This is a genomic window from Vibrio penaeicida, assembly GCF_002933855.1.
Lineage (GTDB): Bacteria > Pseudomonadota > Gammaproteobacteria > Enterobacterales > Vibrionaceae > Vibrio > Vibrio penaeicida_A.
In genome coordinates, this window is sequence record NZ_BFAQ01000045.1 from 1 (window position 1) to 18,968 (window position 18,968).

Annotated in this window: 15 protein-coding genes and 2 pseudogenes; 5 read left to right on the forward strand and 12 right to left on the reverse strand. The window is 45.0% G+C overall.

Translation table 11 applies throughout. The features are described 5' to 3' along the window. Positions 1-194: 194 nt before the first annotated feature. From VPNCDNU1_RS23365 to VPNCDNU1_RS29155, 5 genes and pseudogenes are all read left to right on the forward strand, one after another. Positions 195-1,892 (forward strand): RluA family pseudouridine synthase, encoded by a 1,698-nt coding sequence (locus tag VPNCDNU1_RS23365; protein ID WP_104402585.1) that lies wholly within the window; start codon positions 195-197, stop codon positions 1,890-1,892. 164 nt (positions 1,893-2,056) lie between these two features. Further along, positions 2,057-2,752, forward strand: a complete 696-nt coding sequence (locus VPNCDNU1_RS23370) for a CDP-alcohol phosphatidyltransferase family protein (protein WP_104402586.1) — start codon at positions 2,057-2,059, stop codon at positions 2,750-2,752. Between the two features lies 1 nt (position 2,753). Continuing rightward, the gene (locus tag VPNCDNU1_RS23375) at positions 2,754-3,686 is read left to right on the forward strand and encodes a phosphatidate cytidylyltransferase (protein ID WP_104402587.1); all 933 of its coding nucleotides are present in this window, start codon (positions 2,754-2,756) and stop codon (positions 3,684-3,686) included. A 12-nt stretch (positions 3,687-3,698) separates the two neighbouring features. Then, a pseudogene (locus VPNCDNU1_RS29150) lies at positions 3,699-4,340 on the forward strand (lysophospholipid acyltransferase family protein); the annotation flags it as partial. A 57-nt stretch (positions 4,341-4,397) separates the two neighbouring features. Further along, positions 4,398-4,880, forward strand: a pseudogene (locus tag VPNCDNU1_RS29155) (GNAT family N-acetyltransferase); the annotation flags it as partial. Between the two features lie 122 nt (positions 4,881-5,002). Here VPNCDNU1_RS29155 and VPNCDNU1_RS23390 read toward each other — a convergent pair. The 12 genes from VPNCDNU1_RS23390 to hypA form a co-directional block, all read right to left on the reverse strand. Then, positions 5,003-7,195 (reverse strand): PAS domain-containing hybrid sensor histidine kinase/response regulator, encoded by a 2,193-nt coding sequence (locus tag VPNCDNU1_RS23390; RefSeq protein WP_104402588.1) that lies wholly within the window; start codon positions 7,193-7,195, stop codon positions 5,003-5,005. Further along, a complete protein-coding gene (locus tag VPNCDNU1_RS23395) occupies positions 7,188-7,661 on the reverse strand; it encodes a hydrogenase maturation protease (protein ID WP_104402589.1) in 474 nt (157 codons plus the stop codon). Before VPNCDNU1_RS23395 ends, VPNCDNU1_RS23390 begins: the two co-directional genes overlap by 8 nt. Before the next feature lie 8 nt (positions 7,662-7,669). Further along, positions 7,670-9,190 carry a nickel-dependent hydrogenase large subunit gene (locus tag VPNCDNU1_RS23400; protein ID WP_104402590.1) on the reverse strand — a complete coding sequence of 507 codons (1,521 nt, stop codon included), beginning with the start codon at positions 9,188-9,190 and terminating at the stop codon, positions 7,670-7,672. Continuing rightward, positions 9,190-10,143: an NADH:ubiquinone oxidoreductase gene (locus tag VPNCDNU1_RS23405; RefSeq protein WP_104402591.1), complete on the reverse strand. Its 954-nt coding sequence runs from the start codon at positions 10,141-10,143 to the stop codon at positions 9,190-9,192. Before VPNCDNU1_RS23405 ends, VPNCDNU1_RS23400 begins: the two co-directional genes overlap by 1 nt. A 90-nt stretch (positions 10,144-10,233) precedes the next feature. Beyond that, entirely contained in the window at positions 10,234-12,594 is a 2,361-nt protein-coding gene (gene hypF / locus VPNCDNU1_RS23410) for a carbamoyltransferase HypF (protein ID WP_104402592.1), read from the reverse strand. A 75-nt stretch (positions 12,595-12,669) separates the two neighbouring features. Next, entirely contained in the window at positions 12,670-13,293 is a 624-nt protein-coding gene (locus VPNCDNU1_RS23415) for a HupE/UreJ family protein (RefSeq protein WP_104402593.1), read from the reverse strand. A 48-nt stretch (positions 13,294-13,341) separates the two neighbouring features. Next, complete coding sequence (gene hypE, locus VPNCDNU1_RS23420) at positions 13,342-14,412, reverse strand: hydrogenase expression/formation protein HypE (RefSeq protein ID WP_237324202.1); 1,071 nt, start codon at positions 14,410-14,412, stop codon at positions 13,342-13,344. Positions 14,413-14,451: 39 nt separating this feature from the next. After that, positions 14,452-15,600, reverse strand: a complete 1,149-nt coding sequence (gene hypD / locus VPNCDNU1_RS23425; protein ID WP_104402594.1) for a hydrogenase formation protein HypD — start codon at positions 15,598-15,600, stop codon at positions 14,452-14,454. 19 nt (positions 15,601-15,619) lie between these two features. Continuing rightward, complete coding sequence (gene hypC / locus VPNCDNU1_RS23430) at positions 15,620-15,892, reverse strand: HypC/HybG/HupF family hydrogenase formation chaperone (protein WP_104402595.1); 273 nt, start codon at positions 15,890-15,892, stop codon at positions 15,620-15,622. Between the two features lie 74 nt (positions 15,893-15,966). Then, a complete protein-coding gene (locus VPNCDNU1_RS23435) occupies positions 15,967-17,460 on the reverse strand; it encodes a sigma-54-dependent transcriptional regulator (RefSeq protein WP_104402596.1) in 1,494 nt (497 codons plus the stop codon). A 14-nt stretch (positions 17,461-17,474) separates the two neighbouring features. Next, a complete protein-coding gene (gene hypB / locus VPNCDNU1_RS23440) occupies positions 17,475-18,386 on the reverse strand; it encodes a hydrogenase nickel incorporation protein HypB (RefSeq protein WP_104402597.1) in 912 nt (303 codons plus the stop codon). After that, positions 18,386-18,727: a hydrogenase maturation nickel metallochaperone HypA gene (hypA, locus tag VPNCDNU1_RS23445; protein ID WP_104402598.1), complete on the reverse strand. Its 342-nt coding sequence runs from the start codon at positions 18,725-18,727 to the stop codon at positions 18,386-18,388. The genes hypB and hypA overlap by 1 nt, the downstream gene beginning before the upstream one ends. Positions 18,728-18,968: the final 241 nt, after the last annotated feature.

Below are 18,968 nucleotides of genomic sequence, written 5' to 3' on the forward strand. Positions count from 1 at the left end.
AAGGTCAACAGACCCTAGTTACTACCTAGACGAATCGCTTCTCTATTGAGGGACACTTTTTTCGAACTATTTTTAGATTTTTTAAAACGTCACTATTTATCATAGAGTTAGAGTGATAATAAATTCGGGCATGACTTTTTAACCTAAATCCGTAAAATTCATCGCTCACTTACTACTTGAGTATATAAGCCAATATGTCGAAGGTGCCGCTTTGTTTCACTTCTTTTGAATCGTCTACCAAGGCTTACTCGCTTCCAGAGCGTTTTACTTTTCCGTTTTACTACCAGCCACACCCTCTTTGTGTACTGGCCGCAGAACAGTTGCAACGACACCTGCAAACTCAAAGCGAATGGCAACATAACTTTGGGTTAGAGGGAGAAGAAGCACCCGGAAAAGGGAAAATGTTTGGTGTGCTTCTGGTTGAAACAGAGCAGTCGGAGATCGGCTTTCTTTCTGCCTTTTCGGGCAAAATTGCGGACCAAAATTTATTACCTGGGTTTGTACCTCCCGTATTCGATATGCTCTCTGAAGACAGCTTCTATCAAGATGAATTGGAAGAAGTCACATTGATCAATAGTCAAGTTACGGAACTAAAGTCGAGCCCAGAGATTGCTTCACTTAAAGCATCCATCAACGTACTACAACGCCAGCGAGATGAGGAAATAGAGGCGCATCGCCAACTCATGATTGCGGGTAGAGCGAGTAGAAAAATACAACGACAAGAAGCAGAATTGGCCGCTTCAGAAAACACACTAGATCAAAATGCCTTCACCTTGTTGATCGAACAATTAGGCAAACAAAGCGTTGCAGAGAAGAACAAACAAAAACACTTGAAGCTGCAATGGCAACAACGCATCAACCAAGTTCAAGCAAAACTTAATGGTTTCACCCTTCAGCTTGAATCTCTGATGGAAAAACGCAAAGTGTTGTCTGCTAAGCTGCAAAACAAACTGTTCGACCAGTACCGATTCTTGAATCAATCCGGAGACATGAAATCGCTACTGGATATCTTTGCAGCAACAAGTAACCCGATTCCACCAGCGGGTTCTGGCGAATGTGCAGCCCCTAAACTGTTGCATTACGCGTTTGCCCATGGCTTAAAACCACTCGCTATGGCGGAATTTTGGTGGGGCGTTTCGCCCAAATCTGAAGTGCGTCAGCACAAAAAATATTACCCTGCGTGCCAAAACAAATGCCATCCCATTCTTGGGCATATGCTGGAAGGCATGGAATTGGACGATAACCCATTGCTTGAAAACCCAGCAGAAGGCAAAGAGATCGATATTCTCTATCAAGATGATGCCATCGTTGTGGTTCACAAGCCTGCTGAGTTTCTTTCCGTACCCGGTCGATTTATTCAGGACTCGGTTTACCATAGATTGCAACAGCAATTCCCTGACGTAGAAGGACCTTTTGTTATTCATAGGCTTGATATGTCGACTTCGGGTATTTTAGTGTTTGCCCTTACCAGACGTGCCAATAAGAGCCTTCAAAAGCAGTTTATTACACGTCACGTGCAAAAACGTTATGTGGCTATGATTGAAGGCGAGTTGACATCTTCCACAGGTGATATTCACCTGCCTTTGAGAGGCGATCCAGACGACAGACCAAGACAACTCGTGTGCTACGAGCACGGAAAAGCGGCAGAGACGAAATGGGAAGTGGTTTCGGTAACATCGGGCAAAACCAAAGTTCGGCTTTATCCTAAAACAGGCAGAACCCATCAATTGAGAGTGCATTGTGCCCACCATCTTGGTTTGGATATGCCTATAGTTGGCGACGATTTGTATGGCACAAAAGCCAACCGCTTACATCTGCATGCGGAGTGGTTGTCGTTTGATCACCCTTACACGAAAGAGCCGATGTCATTTCAAATAGATGCCGATTTTTGATTCTGTAAGAATAATAGAGCCTACTGATTTAAAGGAATGACATTCTCAACTTTGTTAAAAATTAGGTATTTGAGATCAAGGCGCTACTTGATTGTGCAATGAAGTGATTATAATCCCCTTCACTCTAGGGTCTGCAGACCCAATTTTATTGCAGGGAAGGTCAAGTGTCGTCAAACGAAGAAGTTGAAGGTCGTCGCCCATTAAAAGTGCGCCAAGCTGGATTCAGTAAAAGAATTGCCGCTTGGTTAGCCGGGAAATCCATTACTCCGAACCAAATCTCCATAGCCAGTGTCGTCTTTTCCGCCTTAGCCGCCATCTGCTTAAGTGCCTACCCGTTCGCTTACGAATACGCAGAAACGGTTAGTGTATTCATCCCAAACACTTTGCTTGTTTTAACCGCTCTGTTTATTCAGTGCAGACTGCTATGTAATTTGTTTGATGGCATGGTTGCGGTAGAAGGTGGAAAAAGTACGCCTTCTGGTGAACTGTTCAATGACATTCCAGACCGCGTTGCGGATTCCCTGATTTTTATCGCGCTTGGATTCCACCTAAGTGCCTTCTTTCCTTATGCTATGCATTTAGGTTGGGCAGCGGCGTTACTGGCTGTATTTACTGCTTACGTTCGAACGCTCGCCACCAGTATTGGTAGCAAAAGTGATTTTCGCGGCCCTATGGCAAAACAGCACCGTATGGCGTTAGTGACTCTGGCTTCAATTGCGACGATCTGGGAGCACCTTTGGTTCCCACAGGGTAGCATTCTACTCGGCACACTCATTATGATTGTTTTAGGCTGCGTGATTACCATTGCAAGACGAGCACGCGCGGCTTATGTTTTCTTAGAATCAAGTGCAGAGAGCTAGTATGTTCGGAATTCCGCAATATTCGTTTTATGTCATGGTTCTGGTTTTGGCATTATTGTGCTTGGGCAGTGCCGTTTGTTGGTTCAAAAAACTCAAACACCCAGAAAAAGACTACACAGAACTGAGCCAAAGAATTACCTCTTGGTGGTGGATCATAGGCTTGGTCTTTTTCGTTTTAATACTCAGCAAAAATGCCGCCATCGCCTTTTTTGGGTTTGTGAGCTTTCTCGCCTTGAAAGAGTTCCTTTCTATCATCCCTACCCGTCTAACCGATAGACGCGTCATTTTGTGGGCGTACATTGCGATTCCACTGCAATACTTATGGGTCGGGTATGAATGGTATGGGATGTTCCTCATCTTTATTCCCGTCTACGTCTTTTTGTTCTTACCGATGCGCATGGTGTTACTGGGCGAAACCAAAGGGTTTATCCATTCTGCTGGCGTGCTCCACTGGGCAATGATGTTAACGGTGCTGTGTATCAGCCACATCGCTTACTTGTTAGTGCTACCGGTTAAGAATGTCGACGCTGGACATATTGGTCCGATTCTGTTTTTACTGTTTATGACGCAGTTAAACGATGTTTCGCAATACGTTTGGGGTAAGTCGTTTGGCAAACGGAAAATTGTGCCAAAAGTTAGCCCGAATAAAACATGGGAAGGGTTCATTGGTGGCGTTGCAACCATTTCATTAATGAGCGCCGCTATCGCCCCTTTTCTTACCCCGTTCTCCCATGCACAGGGCTTATTGGCTGGCGCATTGATTGCGCTTTCGGGCTTTGTTGGCGATCTGGTTATCTCCTCGGTAAAACGCGATCTTCAGATCAAAGACAGTGGCACCCTCATTCCAGGGCACGGCGGTATTCTTGATAGGCTAGATAGCCTTACCTTTACCTCGCCGCTCTTTTTCCATTTACTGTATTACTTGCACTATTAAGAGGGCACACACATGAATCGATTCGTTAAAGTGCTCTTTTTTGCCTTGGTCGTGAAGCCTTTTGTGCTCATCGTGATTGGGCTAAACGTACGTGGGCGCGACAATTTCCCTAAAACCGAAGGCTGTGTGGTTATCGCTAATCACAATAGCCATCTTGATACGCTGGTATTGATGAGCTTATTCCCTCTCAATCGAATACATAAGATTCGCCCAGTCGCAGCCGCCGACTACTTTTTAGAACAAGGTGGGTTTAAAGCTTGGTTTGCCAGTGTATGTATCGGAATTTTAGCGTTAGATAGAAAAGGTAATACCGATAAAAATGCCCTTTTTGATGAATGCCATAAAGCACTCGACAATGGCGACACCTTAGTTCTCTTTCCTGAAGGCAGCCGCGGGAGCCCTGAAGAATTCAGCGAATTAAAGAAAGGGATTTACTATTTGGTTGAGCAACATGCCCATATCAAGGTGATACCGGTTTTGATGCACGGGCTCGGAAAAGCCATGCCGAAAGGCAGTAAAATCCCTGTTCCATTCAATTGCGATTGCATTATTGGAGAAGCTTTACCTACCAGTCATTCTGCAGATGAGTTTCTTGATAATGTCATTGTGTCTTTCACCGACCTTTCTGAGCATTGTTTAACTCGCGACAAATCCAAAGATCTTGAATTCAATCAGCCGGACATCAAGCTTGCCACCGAAAGGTTAACCATTCGTCGAATCAAGCTTGCTGATAAACAGGATGTATCTCATTACATCACCAACCCAAACGTTGCACACTACCTTCCTGAAGGCGTATTGGACGAACAAAAAATTGATGAATGGCTAGAACAAGAAGTCAACGGCACGCCCACAACCTATTCGGTTGAATTAAAAGGAAGTGGTAAGGTGGTTGGTCATATGATCTTTCACCCATGTTTTAACGAATACACCTTTGAGATTGGCTGGGTTATCCATTGCGACCACCAAAGGAACGGATACGCCTTTGAAGCCGCTCAAGCGCTGATCGACTATGGGTTTTCTAAAGGGAACGTACACAGAGTGATAGCAACGTGCCAGCCGCAGAATACCTCCTCGTATCGATTAATGGAGAAACTGGGTATGCGACGCGAAGGCCACTTTAAAGAATGTGTTCACCGAGAAGACGGCGAGTGGTGGGATGAATACCTGTATGCGATTTTAAAAACTGAGCTTTGAATGACAAAGCTTCAAATCTCTTGCCACGATTAAACAGCTTTTAATTCGCACAAAATATAACTAAAAAAAGGGCAACAACTTCTAAATTCCATAACGTTGATCTAAACATGTTAGGCGTAAAATTAAACTCCGCCTCTTTCTTTTTTCAAATAGGTTTCGAGCGCTGAGCGTGTTTTTTCTCTGAGTTTTTCGAACTTTCGAATACATATTGACGCAGACTCAAATTCTTGATCTTTTATCTTTTGTTCTGCGTCTTTGCATAGTTGCGATAAAGCATCAGCACCCGCAGTGGCACTGGTACCAGCTAAATCATGTAACATATCCGCAATGAGATCTGGCTGTTGTTCCACATGTTTGATTCGAATAGATATTTCATTAAGATCCAATAGGTACTGTTGTATTAGTTTTATATAGACACGCTTGTTGCCCCCCATACGCGCGATAGCATGGTCTGGGGAAAATAGCCGACCTTTAAGCGGCACATCTTGCCATTCTTGACTATGTCTGACTGTTCTTCTTTGAGATAGCCCCTTAGATAGAACACTGGTCAAATGTGTAAGATCGATAGGTTTAGGGACGAAGTCATTCATTCCTGCGGCGCGGCTCTGTTTCTGTATTTCAATGGTGGTATTTGCTGATAATCCAACAATATAAAGCCCGTTTCCATACGTAAGGCTCCGGAGTTTACGGGTTGTTTCCAGCCCATTCAGACCTTCCATTCTGATGTCCATCAGGATTACGTCAAAACGTTCTTTATGAACTTTGTCTAACGCTTCTTCACCACTTCGGGCGATGCTGACAACCATTTCAAAACTTTCAAGTAATGCTGAAATCATGTCGAGATTCATGTTGTTGTCATCAACCGCCAATACTCTTCTACCACGCAATACTTGATTACGCTCCTGAGCTTTTTCACTATCTAAAGCTGTTTCATGCGGATACTGACACTTCTCTACTTCTAATATCGCGGTAAATCGACATTGGGTTCCCTTTCCAAATTCACTGCTAATTTCTATCTGCCCTTGCATCAATTTTGCAAGCTGTTGGCTAATCACTAATCCTAATCCCGTACCACCATATTTTCGCGTTGTGGCGATATCGGCCTGCTGGTATTGGTTAAAGAGTGTCGATAGTTGTTCCTCTGTCATACCAATACCGGTATCGTTAACAATGAAATTCAGAGTAACTATCGTATCCGAATGATTGGTTGCAATCACATCTAAGCTCACTTCACCGCAATTCGTAAACTTTACAGCGTTCCCGACTAAATTGACCAACACTTGTTGCAGCCGCAATGCATCTCCGATGAGAAAGGGGGGAACATTGCCATCAATATGAATGCGAAAAGCAATTTGACGTTGAGCAACTTCTAAATTGAGCACATGACTGACGTTATCAACCACTTGCTTTAGGTTAAAGGATGTGTTTTCAAGCTCCAGTTTCCCCGCTTCTATCTTAGATAGATCGAGTACATCACTAATGAGGTGAGCCAATGAATGAGATGCGACATCCACCTTATAAAGGTAGTCACTCTGTTCCTCACTGAGGTTATCCCTCAAGCAGAGAGTGGTAAAACCGATGATGGCATTGAGTGGTGTGCGAATTTCGTGGCTCATATTCGCTAGAAACTGTCCTTTAGCTTGGTTGGCTGCTTCAGCCTCTTGTTTGGCATGTTGTAACGCTTCTTCACTTTTCTGAAGAGCCAATTCGCGTTGACGTAATTCAGAAACATCCGTTGCTGTCAGTAGTACACCTTGCAACTTCCCTTGATGGCTGTAGAACTGCTCTCCCTTAATCAGATAGACCGCGACAGTTAACGTTCCATCACTGCGAAATAACCGACTTTCTATCTCTAAATGGCTGAGACGATTAATGGTGTATACAAGGCTAGAGGTGTTGGTGCTATTAGGCTCTATTTGTCCGATATTCTCAAACGCGTCGGTGGGTACAATCTCATCAACATTCAATGTCCCTAAACTTCTTTCCCCCCAACCAAGGTGCTCCGAAAATACACGATTAATTTGAGTAACAATGCCATTTCGATCCGCAACAATTAACAAGCTGTCCATCGTATCATTGATGCTGCGAATGTAAGCATTCAACTCCAAGAGTTGTTTGTTTTTCTTTTTCAGCGCATTCTGCTGGTATTCCATTTCCAGCAGCATTTCATCCATCGCTTTTGTTACAGCCAGTAACTGTTGCTCTTTGGCTGTCCCGGCAGCGTAAAGTGCATCAATTTCTTGCTTTAACTGCTTCAGCTCCTGTTCAGCATCTTTATTCACACCAATACTCACGTTGCCCTGAGAGTCATTCATGATTTCTTGCTGTTTGTGATCTACAATACGCTACCCGAAGTACCTCTTTTTTCACTGTATCGATTGCACTTTCAACGGAGGCAGATAACTCAGGGTGAAAACTTCTGACACTTTCTATTTGCACTCCTATTAGCGCCAACTCAGGACATGGTTCAACTAGTACTTTCACAGCATTTAGTAAGTAACTCAGCCCACCATTATGGTCTTCAACTTGGTTGTCTATATTGATGACTTCATTGACGTCAAGGTATCTCCAGCTACCAGCAGCATCTCCTAAATCATAAGCATCTATCATGAGTACATAGCTACAACCTGAAAAAAATGGGAGGGCATTTAAACCTACCACTCCACAATCAAATACTTTCATCTGAGTAGGCAGATTTTCGTCTAGTAGATGAGAAGCCACCATTGGTCCGACACCATCATCACCATGTAATCGATTTCCAAAACAAAGAACATGCAACATATTGCTCCTCACATCCCAAAGTGAATCTTACGTCTATCTGGTAACATATGAACCGTACACACCAAACACGGGTCATGAGATCGAATAACATGCCCAATCAATACGGGTGATTTGGTATCCTCAACTGGCAGCCCAAGCAAGCTTTGTTCCCAATGTCCATGCTGACCCTGAGTATCTTTAGGGGACGCATTCCATGCAGTGGGGGTGATAATTTGATATCGATTCACAACGCCGTCCTTGATGCTTACCCAATGACCTAACCCACCTCTGGCTGCTTGAACTAGACCATAGCCCTGACCATCCGTTTCTGATTGCGGATTGGGGGGAATGAAATGATCGCCTGCAAGGTTATCAATCAGAGAGTCAACTAGCTGCAGCATTTGATTGAGGCTGTGCCCTATACGACGTAGGCGCGAAAACTGACGTAACCACGTGGATGCCCCTTCCTCATGGAACAGCGACTGAATGAGCTTATCATCACCAATGAAAAGTTCTGCCATTGGACCAGTTTGGACAACTTCGTTTCCGTACCGAGGTGCTTTCGCCCAAGTATATCGGTCGCTATCTGGCTGGAAGTCAGGAAGAGTCTCCCCATTTGATGGATGCTTACCGTTTTTATAGGGTTTGAACCAAGAGTGACGAACATGCTCGTTAATCAGACTCTGATCAAAGTCGCGAATTTCGCCATTTGTCGTACTATAATACCCGGAAGGAAATACCACATGTTGAGGGCTATCAGCGTCGCAAACCGCTCCATAACTAAGCATATTCTCCACTCCAATACCTAATTGGTGCAAGTTCAGCTCTCTGGCGAAGCGAGTAAACAACCCCGTCGCTGATTGACGAAAATTGTTTGATTCATCTAACAACTGAAACAGTCCTTGACGATCCGTTAGCGTAAGCCACTTATCCAACGCCATTCCCGTTACACTGCGTTCGTACCAACGAACAAGATTGACAACGGTGTCTTTTGCCTCAATCAGTTTGCGTATAGTAGGCTTACTGACCACGCCCTCGGGTAAAATAAATGAAGAGTGCGGCCATTGTCCTCCAAATAGCGCGACGACACCGATAATGTCGCGAGAATACGCCAATGCCTCTAAATGATGCTCCCCTTTAAACGGTTCGAATTTAGACATAATATCTGCGTACAGTGCATGGTGTTGATATGACGGATGACAAAAATCGACTAAAAACATAAGAAAAGACTGACGAATATCATTTTGAACACTTTCAGCCAGTAAACATAAGCTACGAATGCGCATAGCGTTATCTGGCACTGGGGTTTGCCAAATCTGTTCTAATGCCAGTGTGGCGGCATAAAGATGGGCGGTACCACAAATACCGCAAACTCTTGGAGTGATCACCGCTGCATCACGAGGCGTTCGACCTATCATTATTTGCTCGAACCCCCGATACATCACACCAACGCACCTGGCATCGACCACTACGTTATCTTCAATATCTAACTCAAGCTCTAAATCGCCTTCGACTCTGTTGAGATCAATATTCAATGTGCGTCTGACCATCAGGGCTCCATTTCTCTTTTTTTGACGCGCGTTGGCGCAGCCGCTTTAGCTAAATTCTTATATGCCATATAATTAGCTCGCTCGACACCAACAGGAAGCTTAACAGGGATCGGTCCTAGCTTTTCGGTATTAAACATATCTTCATCGCTAGGAAATTGAGGAGAAGTACAACCAAAACAGGGCACGCCAGCTCTAGTTTTGCTGCTTTTTCCATTCCAGAGGTCAGTATTACAAGTGGCTTGGGTATACGGTCCCTTACAGCCAAGATTAAAATACATACAACCATTTGATCCGAGTTCTTCGTCTTCTACATCATATTCATGATACTCGTTTCTGGTACATCCTTGATGTACCAGAGTACTAAAAAACTCTCGGGGTCGATTCAGCTCATCAAGCTGAAGTACGATGCCACTAGCAATCATCGCTAACGTTTTCGTAATCGTATTAGGATGCGCTGGGCAGCCTGCAATGTTAATTACCGGAAAATAGGCTCCTGAACGCCACTCTGGTGGTAATAGCCCTCCCATACTATCCTTAGTAAATTGTAAACCGACACAGTCTGAGGGGTTAGGGGGAGCAGCATGTACGCCTCCAAATGCTGCGCACGTTCCCATGGCAACAACATATCTCGCTTTTTCGACCAAACGAGTCACCCACTCTTTTTTGGACTTTTTACGATATTGATCAAACATTCCTGTCCCATCAGGTGCGGTAATGATGCTACCTTCGACACACAAGATATCTAGAGCTAATCTATCGCTCAAAATATCTTCAATCACTTCATCCAGATCTTGTTCTATAGAAAGAGAGAGTGAAGGTTGCCAGAGCAAGCGCAGTTGATACGTTTCCAAGAGATTGACGAATGAAGGACGATCAGCGTTTAACAGCGCCATGGTATCTCCGCCACAGCTTCCTGTTTGAAACCACAGAATGGTCATTTCCTTATTTTTCATACGGTTTCTCCTTGCCCATTTCCCTGAGCTTATCCCAAGCCATTTTTATCCCATTTAATCCATGAAGAAGCGAATAGAAATACGTTATTCTCAGCCATTTCTTAATTTATGAGCAGCAGCAACAAATGCCTGACCTAAAGCTATACCCCCATCATTAGCTGGCACGTTTTGGTGGGTAAGTACCGTGAATCTATGAGTTGTGAGTAAAGTGTAGGTACATTCAAGCAAGAGTTTATTCTGAAATACGCCACCGGTAAGAACAATGCATGGCGTCTGGTCAAATTGCTCACAAAGTTTAAGAACCGTTGCGAGCACAGCATGAGCTAATCCAATATGAAATCTTTTCGCGATATCCGCTTTGCTTGTGCCGGAATACAAGTCATCAATCAATGCTCTCCACATTGGCTCCGAGCTAACGATCAGGTTGTTATCACTTCGCCATTCAAACGGATACGCAATATCCTCAGATTCACCTTGTAAGGCACAGGCTTCCAGTAGCATTGCAGCTTCCCCTTCGTAACTTATCGATACCGGGGTGAGTGACAACGCAGCAGCAACAGCATCAAACAAACGCCCTGCAGAGCTGGTTTGTGGGCAGTTGAGTTGGTTAGCGACCATACTCCGTAGTGTTTTGAGTGGTTGCTCATTGAGTGACGCAGCAGCTTCCCAATCATTGATACAGGTAAAGTCTATCGAGTATCGGTCAAGCCACGCTAACAAATTTCGCCATGGTTGAGTGATCGCCTGGGTACCACCAATTAAGGGGATCGTATCTAAGTGCGCTATACGCGAATATCCAACATAATCTGCCTTGATAAATTCCCCGCCCCAAAGCGTTCCGTCATCTCCATAACCTATCCCATCAAAAACCACCCCCATTACTGCAGGGTGCTGCAATGGAATTCGATTTTCCGCTAAGCAACTCACAATATGGGCATGATGGTGCTGTACCGAAACAATGTTGAGCGGTTTCAGACCGCTGGCGATATTTTCGTTTAGGCTATTTGCATATTTTGATGCGATATATTCCGGATGTGAATCATGAGCCAAAATCGTCGGCGAGAACTGAAACAATCTTTTATAATGCTCAATCATGAAAAGAAAATCCTGCCAAACACGATGACATTCTAAATCACCAATGTACTGACTGAGTACTGCCCCTTTTGACGTCAACATGCAGAACGTATTTTTTACTTGCCCGCCAACGGCCAACACTGAATCAGTGTTTTCGAATCCTTCAGGAACTTGGATTGGTAACGGAGCGTACCCCCTCGCTCGGCGTAAGAGTTGTACTCCTAAATGGGTTTGACGTGCAACGGAATCATCCACGCGAGTAACGATGTCTCGATCATGCATCAACCACACATCCGCAATATCCGAGAGGTCACTCAACGCCTGCGCGTTATCTGTACACTGAGGATTTCCGCTGATATTGGCAGATGTCATGATTAATGGGCGTTCAACGTGGTGCATCAACATTAAATGCAACGGAGTATTAGGTAGCATCACTCCAATTTCATTCAAGTTAGGAGCAACGTGAGCACTAATTTTCTTCAACCCTGCCCTCTCGTATGAAGGAGAACGTTTTTGAGGAAGTAAAACAATCGGAGCGGCACTGCTTTTCACAAGACGTTCACTTTCTAGCGTGATGTGACAATAGTGGCGAACCATATTCAGCTCGCTCATCATGATCGCAAAAGGTTTAGCGGGTCGAAATTTGCGAGCTCTTAATGTCTCAACCACGGTGTTGTTGGTTGCATCGCAAACCAGATGAAACCCACCTACCCCTTTTACAGCAGCAATCTGACCTTCAATAATCCGCTTGCCTAATTCTTCAATAACATCACTGCTTTCGAATACCAAGGAATCTCCGGACTGATCGCATAACCACACACTCGGACCACATTCTGGACAGGCGACAGGCTGAGCATGAAAGCGTCTATCTACGGGATCCATGTATTCATTATGGCAAGCTTCACAAAGCGGAAAGACCGCCATGCTTGTCAGTGGACGATCGTACGGCATGGATTTGATAATAGAGAAGCGAGGACCGCAATGGGTGCAGTTGGTAAATGGATAACGATACCGTCGTTGGCTTGGGGCTGATATTTCTTTGGCACAGGCTTCACACGTAGCCGCATCAGCAGGAACTCCAGCGGTGATGTTGGCGCTAGACTGGCTCGTAGAGATACTAAAACCGACGAGACCATTTTCCTGTTCGATGATAATACGCTCTATGCTTTCTATGTTTGCCAAAGGAGGACATTGACGATGAAGTTCAGCAATAAACGTATCGTGGCTAGCTTTGCTATTCCACAGTTCAATAAGCACGCCTTCACCGTCATTAAACACTTGTCCGTTAAGCCGCATGTTATTAGCAATGCGCCAGACCGTAGGACGAAACCCTACCCCTTGCACTACACCACTCACTCGCAAGCGTTCACCCTTCATGCACTCCCCTTTCCGTTATGTCGCGAGAATACAACGCACATCGACACGTCCGACACAGTAAATGAATACCACTTACTACACAGAGAGTGAATAAACACCACTTAATGATATAGCCACACCAATAATCTTGCTAAAATGCCCTAAATGACGGTTTTTTGCTTGTCTTGGAAGCATGAAACTAAACAAAATTGCCCCCATTGCATGCAATAGAGCCGTCGAGAAAATAAAGCCTAAGCTATAACCTATTACTCCTGCTTCAAACGGAATTTCCGCACCATGAGCAAGACCATGAAACACCGCAAACCCCGCTACGATAAATGCTCCAAATCTAGCACTGACATTGAGGCCAGCGGTCAACAACAACCCAATCAGTACAGCTGACAATCCAATTCCGGGCTCTACAATACTTGCTGAGATCCCAGCACCGACCATGGCAAAAATTGCTGAAACGGTCATTGCAAGAACAAAGACCACTGGCACCTTCCAGAGCACACTGGCATTGTGCTGTTGATAAGCGAGTTGAGCTGCCCACCCACCAACGGCTATCATCACGAGTGCGTGATCGAGTCCGGTTAAAGGATGAAGTACTCCCGCAGTAACACTGCCCATATTACCCGTTGCATCGTGTGCAAAGACCATTCCCGAGAAAAGAACGGTGAACACCGCGCCTAGTTTAACTACCAGTTGATTCCACTTCATTGTGATAACTCCTTGTTAGGTATATATATTGATGACTACACTCTGCGTTCAGCAAATCCTTGGGAGCTGATCACCAATCAGCATATCAAGCAGACGTTCACTGCCCAGTGATGTTGTCGTTGTCACCGCAGGTTTAGGTTGATGTTGAGCAACTGCTTCGATTTTGCCAATAATGGCCGATTGCTCTGCACCTTCTATTCGTTTCAGCACCGCTACACATTCGTCGGCGTATGCTTGGGGAACAACAGCCACAAACTTGCCTTCATTAGCGAGATACAAAGGATCTAAACCAAGTAATTCACACAACCCTCTGACTTCTGGGCGAACCGGAATAGCGGATTGTTCAAGTACAATTCGCACCTGACTACTTTGAGCAAATTCATTAAGAACTGTCGCCAAACCTCCCCTTGTCGCATCCCGTAGACAATGAATATCCGGACATACTTCCTGAAGCGCTTGAACTTCACGAGTGAGTGGACGGCAATCAGAAGTAATGGAGGCTTTAATAGCTAGATCGTTTCTTTCTGTCATAATGGCAGCAGCATGATCACCGACCCAACCATTGACAATGACGACATCCCCTGGTTTCGCACGATCAGCTCGAATGTCTACATCAGATGCTATGACACCCACGCCACTAGTGTTGATAAATATTTTATCTGCTGTTCCGCGATGCACTACTTTGGTGTCACCGCTGACAATGGCGACGTTTGCCTTATCTGCCGCTCTTCGCATACTCGCAACAATCTGGCGAAAAGTTTCGAGAGGTAGACCCTCTTCAATGATAAAACCGCAAGTAAGATATAGGGGTTGAGCGCCTCCCATGGCCAGATCATTGACCGTACCATTCACCGCTAGAGAGCCTATATCACCGCCGGGGAAAAAAATGGGATCAACGACGAAAGAGTCTGTCGTAAATGCAAGCCTGTCACCATAATCTGCTAACAAGCTCAACGGAATACGTGCTTGATCTTCCAGAGGCGTCAATAGTGGGTTTTCAAAAGCTGCAACGATCTCTTTTTCCACTAAGTCCCGCATCGCTTTACCACCACTACCATGAGACAACGTGATCGCGCCAGTAACCCGCGTGCCATTCATTGAACCTTGTTGCTGCTTCATTCCTACCTCACATACCCGTTCGTCCGACACTGTCACTTTCTATGCGCTAATTTTGTCTGGGGATCTGATACCATGATTGTAATATGCCGCGCATGCGCCTTCTGATGAAACCATCAACGCACCTGTTGGGTACTGAGGCGTACAGCTTTTTCCGTAGAGCTCGCACTGCCAAGGCTTTATCAGGCCCTTTATGACTTCCCCACATTGGCAAGCTTCCGGGTCGGTGACTTTTGTTTGAACGAGCGAAAACTTACGCTCCGCATCCCACAAGGCGTACTTATCACTTAATCTGACGCCCGCTTCACCAATATCACCTAGACCTCTCAACTCCGTGACATTATGTGCTTGATAGACTTCTGCCATCGCTGCTAGCCCTGAATAGTTGCCACTGTCATGCACAACACGGGTGTATTGGTTTTCAACCTCACATCGCCCTTCAGAAATTTGTGTTATGACCATGAGCAGTGAATGGAGAACATCAAGCGGTTCAAACCCAGTGATAACGATAGGCTTCGAGTAATCCTGTGCAATGAACTGAAATGGTTCAGTGCCTACTACCATGCTGACATGACCGGGGGCTAAAAAACCGTCTAGGTGTAAGTCTGGTTCTCTTAATACTGCTTCTATTGTTGGTGCCGTCGTAATGTGATTACAAAACAAAGAGAAATTAGTGACCCCTTCACGTTCAGCCTGCTTCACTGTCAGAGCTGTACTAGGCATTGTCGTTTCAAACCCGAGTGCAAAAAAAACCACTTCACGACTCGGGTTTTGTTTGGCGAGTGTCAGTGCATCTAACGGTGAGTAAACCATTCGGATATCATACCCAGCCGATTTTGCATCAAGTAGGCTTCCTTTTGAGCCAGGCACACGCATCGCATCACCGAAAGTCGTAAATATAACGTTTGGCAAGCTCGCAATCTTTATGCAGTCATCAACACGCCCCATCGGCAAAACGCACACAGGACATCCGGGACCATGCACCATTTCTACCCCTTCAGGTAGCAACGATTCGATACCATATCTAAACAGGGTATGAGTGTGTCCCCCGCAAAACTCCATCAGTTGTAAAGGCTTAAACGCGTCTCCTCTAGAAAGGGTATGGCGCTCTATATCGGCAACTTTTGCATGAATCGCGTTAATGATCGCTTTTGCTTTATCTGGATCTCGGAACTCATCGACATATTTCATCTCACTTCTCCACAGGTAATCAGTTTCGCTGCATTACCTTCATTTCTTCTTCCAGTTCACCAAGTTCGGCAAGCAACGATAATGTTTTCTGTGCTTCTAATTCATCGATGATGCTCATCGCAAAACCCACGTGAACTAAGACCCAACTTCCTACATAGTTTGATAAGGCGTGAGAATTTTCGACGACACATGCGATATTTACAGAACGCTCAATACCTGATATATCAACGGTAGCAATCAAATTCTTCTCGTCCACGATAGCGACAATTTGACCTGGAATTCCAAGGCACATATTCATTTCTCCTCAACACACTTGGCTTGTCACGACTAGGGTCTGGTAATTCACTTATCACAATCAAAGTATGATTAACTACTGAGTTTATTTGGCTCCAGACCGTAGCGGTCTAGTTTGGCTCTCAGACCAACCCGCGATAAACCAAGCTCTAATGCAGCCTTACTTTTATTCCATTTAAGCCTTATCAAGGTTTCACGTAAGATTTTGGCTTCCAACATTTCTACTCTGTCTTTGAGATTACCTTCCATCCCTAGCAAAGGTCCTTCATCGGATTCAATGTTCCGAGTACCTCGAATAACATGAGGAGACAATAAATCGGCGTCCAACCAATCATTTTTTGCTAAAACCAAAATACGTCGCACCTCATTTTCCAGCTCACGCACATTCCCAGGCCAGTGATAATCCGTCATGCACTCTATCGTCTGCTGCGTAAATCCTTTTACCGGTTTGTTATATACTTTCATGGTGTTGCGTAATACGGCGTCTGCGATAACAGCAATATCCATTGGTCTATCCCGCAACGACGGGATATGAATTGGCATAGCAGACAATCGATAGTAGAGGTCTTCTCGAAAGCGCCCTTCTTTGACATCTTTTTTGAGATTCCGATTGGTCGCCGAAATGACACGCACGTTTACCTGCCTACTACGATTACTTCCAAGAGGTCTCAACTCCCCCTCCTGTAAAAAACGCAGTAACTTAACTTGAAACTCCAAGGACGTATCCGCAATTTCATCCAACAGCACAGAACCACCATTCGCCTGTTCAAGTAATCCGGTACGTTCAGAAGCCGCTCCTGTAAATGCCCCCTTGGCGTGACCAAAAAGTTCACTTTCTAGCAATTGAACGGGCAACGCCCCGCAGTTTTCCGTGAGAAACGGACGATCAGAACGATGGCTAGCATAATGAAGGCAGCGCGTGATCAGCTCCTTGCCCGTTCCTGACTCTCCAGTGATGAGCACGGGGATATCAAATGGTGCAACTTGTTCTACCTGATCGAAAATAGCCATCATGGGGCTTTCTGGTGAACAGACAATCTGTTCAAAACTATGATGTCGTTTGAGTCGTTGGCGCTTTTCTCGATTAATTTTATGAACCGAATCGAGTGAGCGACGCAATTCCAGATTCAATAATCCATTTTCTTTTTCCAGTGCATACAGCCAGCAAGCATTTCTCACCGTAAGTAGCAACTGCTCTGGTTGCCAAGGCTTTGGAATAAACTGGTAAATCCCTGCTTCGTTGATACTTTGAATGAGCTCATTGGGCTCAGTGTAAGCAGATATTATCATTCGTACGACGTCTGGCCATTTTTCTCTAACCTGTGTGAGAAACTCACTACCACTGGTATTGGGCATTCTCTGATCGGCTAAGACGACTTGCACAGGCATCTCCAATAATGCCTTTTCCGCCTCTTCAACGCTCTCCGCAGTGATCACGGCAAACTCGTCCTGAAGATTTCGCCTTAGTGCTTGTAGTGACAGGCGTTCATCATCCACCACCAATACAACAGGGCGTTCTGTCTGATTAAAATGTTCACTGTCACGCGGCTCGTTTAAGTCGTTCATGTATGCCTTGCTTACTAAATCTTCGGTACGGAGCCCAATTGACGCTCGAGTTCCTCGAGTTGTTCACTGAGCACATCTTTACGCTCTATTAATAGAGTGTTTCGACGCTGATGAATCCAATTCAACCAGCGATCCATTCCTACTCCTGATGTGGCAGACACTTGAATAACCTCTGCGCTAGGATTAACTCTGCTGATACACTGTATACATTCATCCAGATCAAAATTAAGGTGCGGTAGAAGATCAATCTTATTGATCAGTATTAGATCAGAGGCCGCAAACATATCGGGGTATTTCAGCGGTTTGTCCTCACCTTCCGTAATAGAGAGAATCGCGACTTTGTGAGCCTCTCCTAAATCAAATGAAGCCGGACAAACTAGGTTTCCCACGTTTTCAATAAAGAGTACACCGTAATCCGGTAGCTTTAACGTTTCCAATGCGTGACCCACCATATGTGCATCCAGATGGCAACCTTTCCCGGTATTGACCTGAACCGCTTTGACACCAGTTGACCGAATACGCTCTGCATCATTTGTCGTTTGTTGATCGCCTTCAATAACAGCTGTAGGAATAAGAGAGGCGATACTTTCTAACGTTGCTGTGAGTAAGCTGGTTTTACCTGAACCGGGACTGGATACCAGATTTAGAACAAACTGGCTCTTCTGAGTAAAAAGGCGGCGATTTAACGAAGCATATTGGTTATTTTTCCCTAGAATATCCTGCTCGATTTGCACCATTCTAGACTGACTTAGCCCAGGTACATGCGCGCCTGCTGGTCCATGACCAAAATGAATGTCGCCATCATGCGTTTGATCATCATGTGAATGATGATGTTCATGTGAGTGTGTGGGCGGATATTGAATATCATCGTCCGTGGATTTCTCAATCGACACTTCACCGTCGGAGCATCCGCATACAGTACACATTAGTTCACCTCCACTTCTTTTATTCGCATCTCATCGCCTCCGGTAAGCTGTAATCCAAAAGAGCCGCAATATTGACAAGGCGAATAACGAGCTTCCAGAGCTACTTTCCTCTGACAGGACTCACACCAAGCACTTCCTGCAACTCGCTCGATGACTAATTCCGCACCATGCGCAATAGTGTCGTTGGCAACAACGTCAAAGCAAAACGTTAATGCATCGATCTCCACACTGGCTAACTGACCAATTTCTAAGCAAACGGTTTTCACTCTCGAAAATGATTGCTGGTGAGCCTGTTGATCCAATGCCTGAACAATGCTTTCACAAATCGACATTTCATGCATAGGTACACCTTTCAGAATTGCTGGACCGCGGATTGATGTCGTTAAAGCCCCTTTGTCGACAAATCTTCCTTGACCAGCAAGATAGTTATGACTAAAGAGCTAATACAAAGACCATGCCATATCCGGTAGATCCATGGTACACATATGTTTAACCAATAAATAACACTCACTTAACAATTATGAGGTTTATTGACCCATGTCCCTTCGAGAATAATACTTATTCCAACTGAACAGTTTCTTT

Excerpts from the sequence above, each read along its gene's own strand:
- VPNCDNU1_RS23365 (WP_104402585.1), top strand. The coding sequence starts at position 195 with ATGTCGAAGGTGCCGCTTTGTTTCACTTCTTTTGAATCGTCTACCAAG.
- VPNCDNU1_RS23375 (WP_104402587.1), top strand. The coding sequence starts at position 2,754 with ATGTTCGGAATTCCGCAATATTCGTTTTATGTCATGGTTCTGGTTTTG.
- VPNCDNU1_RS23390 (WP_104402588.1), bottom strand. The coding sequence starts at position 7,195 with ATGAATGACTCTCAGGGCAACGTGAGTATTGGTGTGAATAAAGATGCT.
- VPNCDNU1_RS23395 (WP_104402589.1), bottom strand. The coding sequence starts at position 7,661 with ATGTTGCATGTTCTTTGTTTTGGAAATCGATTACATGGTGATGATGGT.
- VPNCDNU1_RS23400 (WP_104402590.1), bottom strand. The coding sequence starts at position 9,190 with ATGGTCAGACGCACATTGAATATTGATCTCAACAGAGTCGAAGGCGAT.
- VPNCDNU1_RS23405 (WP_104402591.1), bottom strand. The coding sequence starts at position 10,143 with ATGAAAAATAAGGAAATGACCATTCTGTGGTTTCAAACAGGAAGCTGT.
- hypF (WP_104402592.1), bottom strand. The coding sequence starts at position 12,594 with ATGAAGGGTGAACGCTTGCGAGTGAGTGGTGTAGTGCAAGGGGTAGGG.
- VPNCDNU1_RS23415 (WP_104402593.1), bottom strand. The coding sequence starts at position 13,293 with ATGAAGTGGAATCAACTGGTAGTTAAACTAGGCGCGGTGTTCACCGTT.
- hypE (WP_237324202.1), bottom strand. The coding sequence starts at position 14,412 with ATGAAGCAGCAACAAGGTTCAATGAATGGCACGCGGGTTACTGGCGCG.
- hypD (WP_104402594.1), bottom strand. The coding sequence starts at position 15,600 with ATGAAATATGTCGATGAGTTCCGAGATCCAGATAAAGCAAAAGCGATC.
- hypC (WP_104402595.1), bottom strand. The coding sequence starts at position 15,892 with ATGTGCCTTGGAATTCCAGGTCAAATTGTCGCTATCGTGGACGAGAAG.
- VPNCDNU1_RS23435 (WP_104402596.1), bottom strand. The coding sequence starts at position 17,460 with ATGAACGACTTAAACGAGCCGCGTGACAGTGAACATTTTAATCAGACA.
- hypB (WP_104402597.1), bottom strand. The coding sequence starts at position 18,386 with ATGTGTACTGTATGCGGATGCTCCGACGGTGAAGTGTCGATTGAGAAA.
- hypA (WP_104402598.1), bottom strand. The coding sequence starts at position 18,727 with ATGCATGAAATGTCGATTTGTGAAAGCATTGTTCAGGCATTGGATCAA.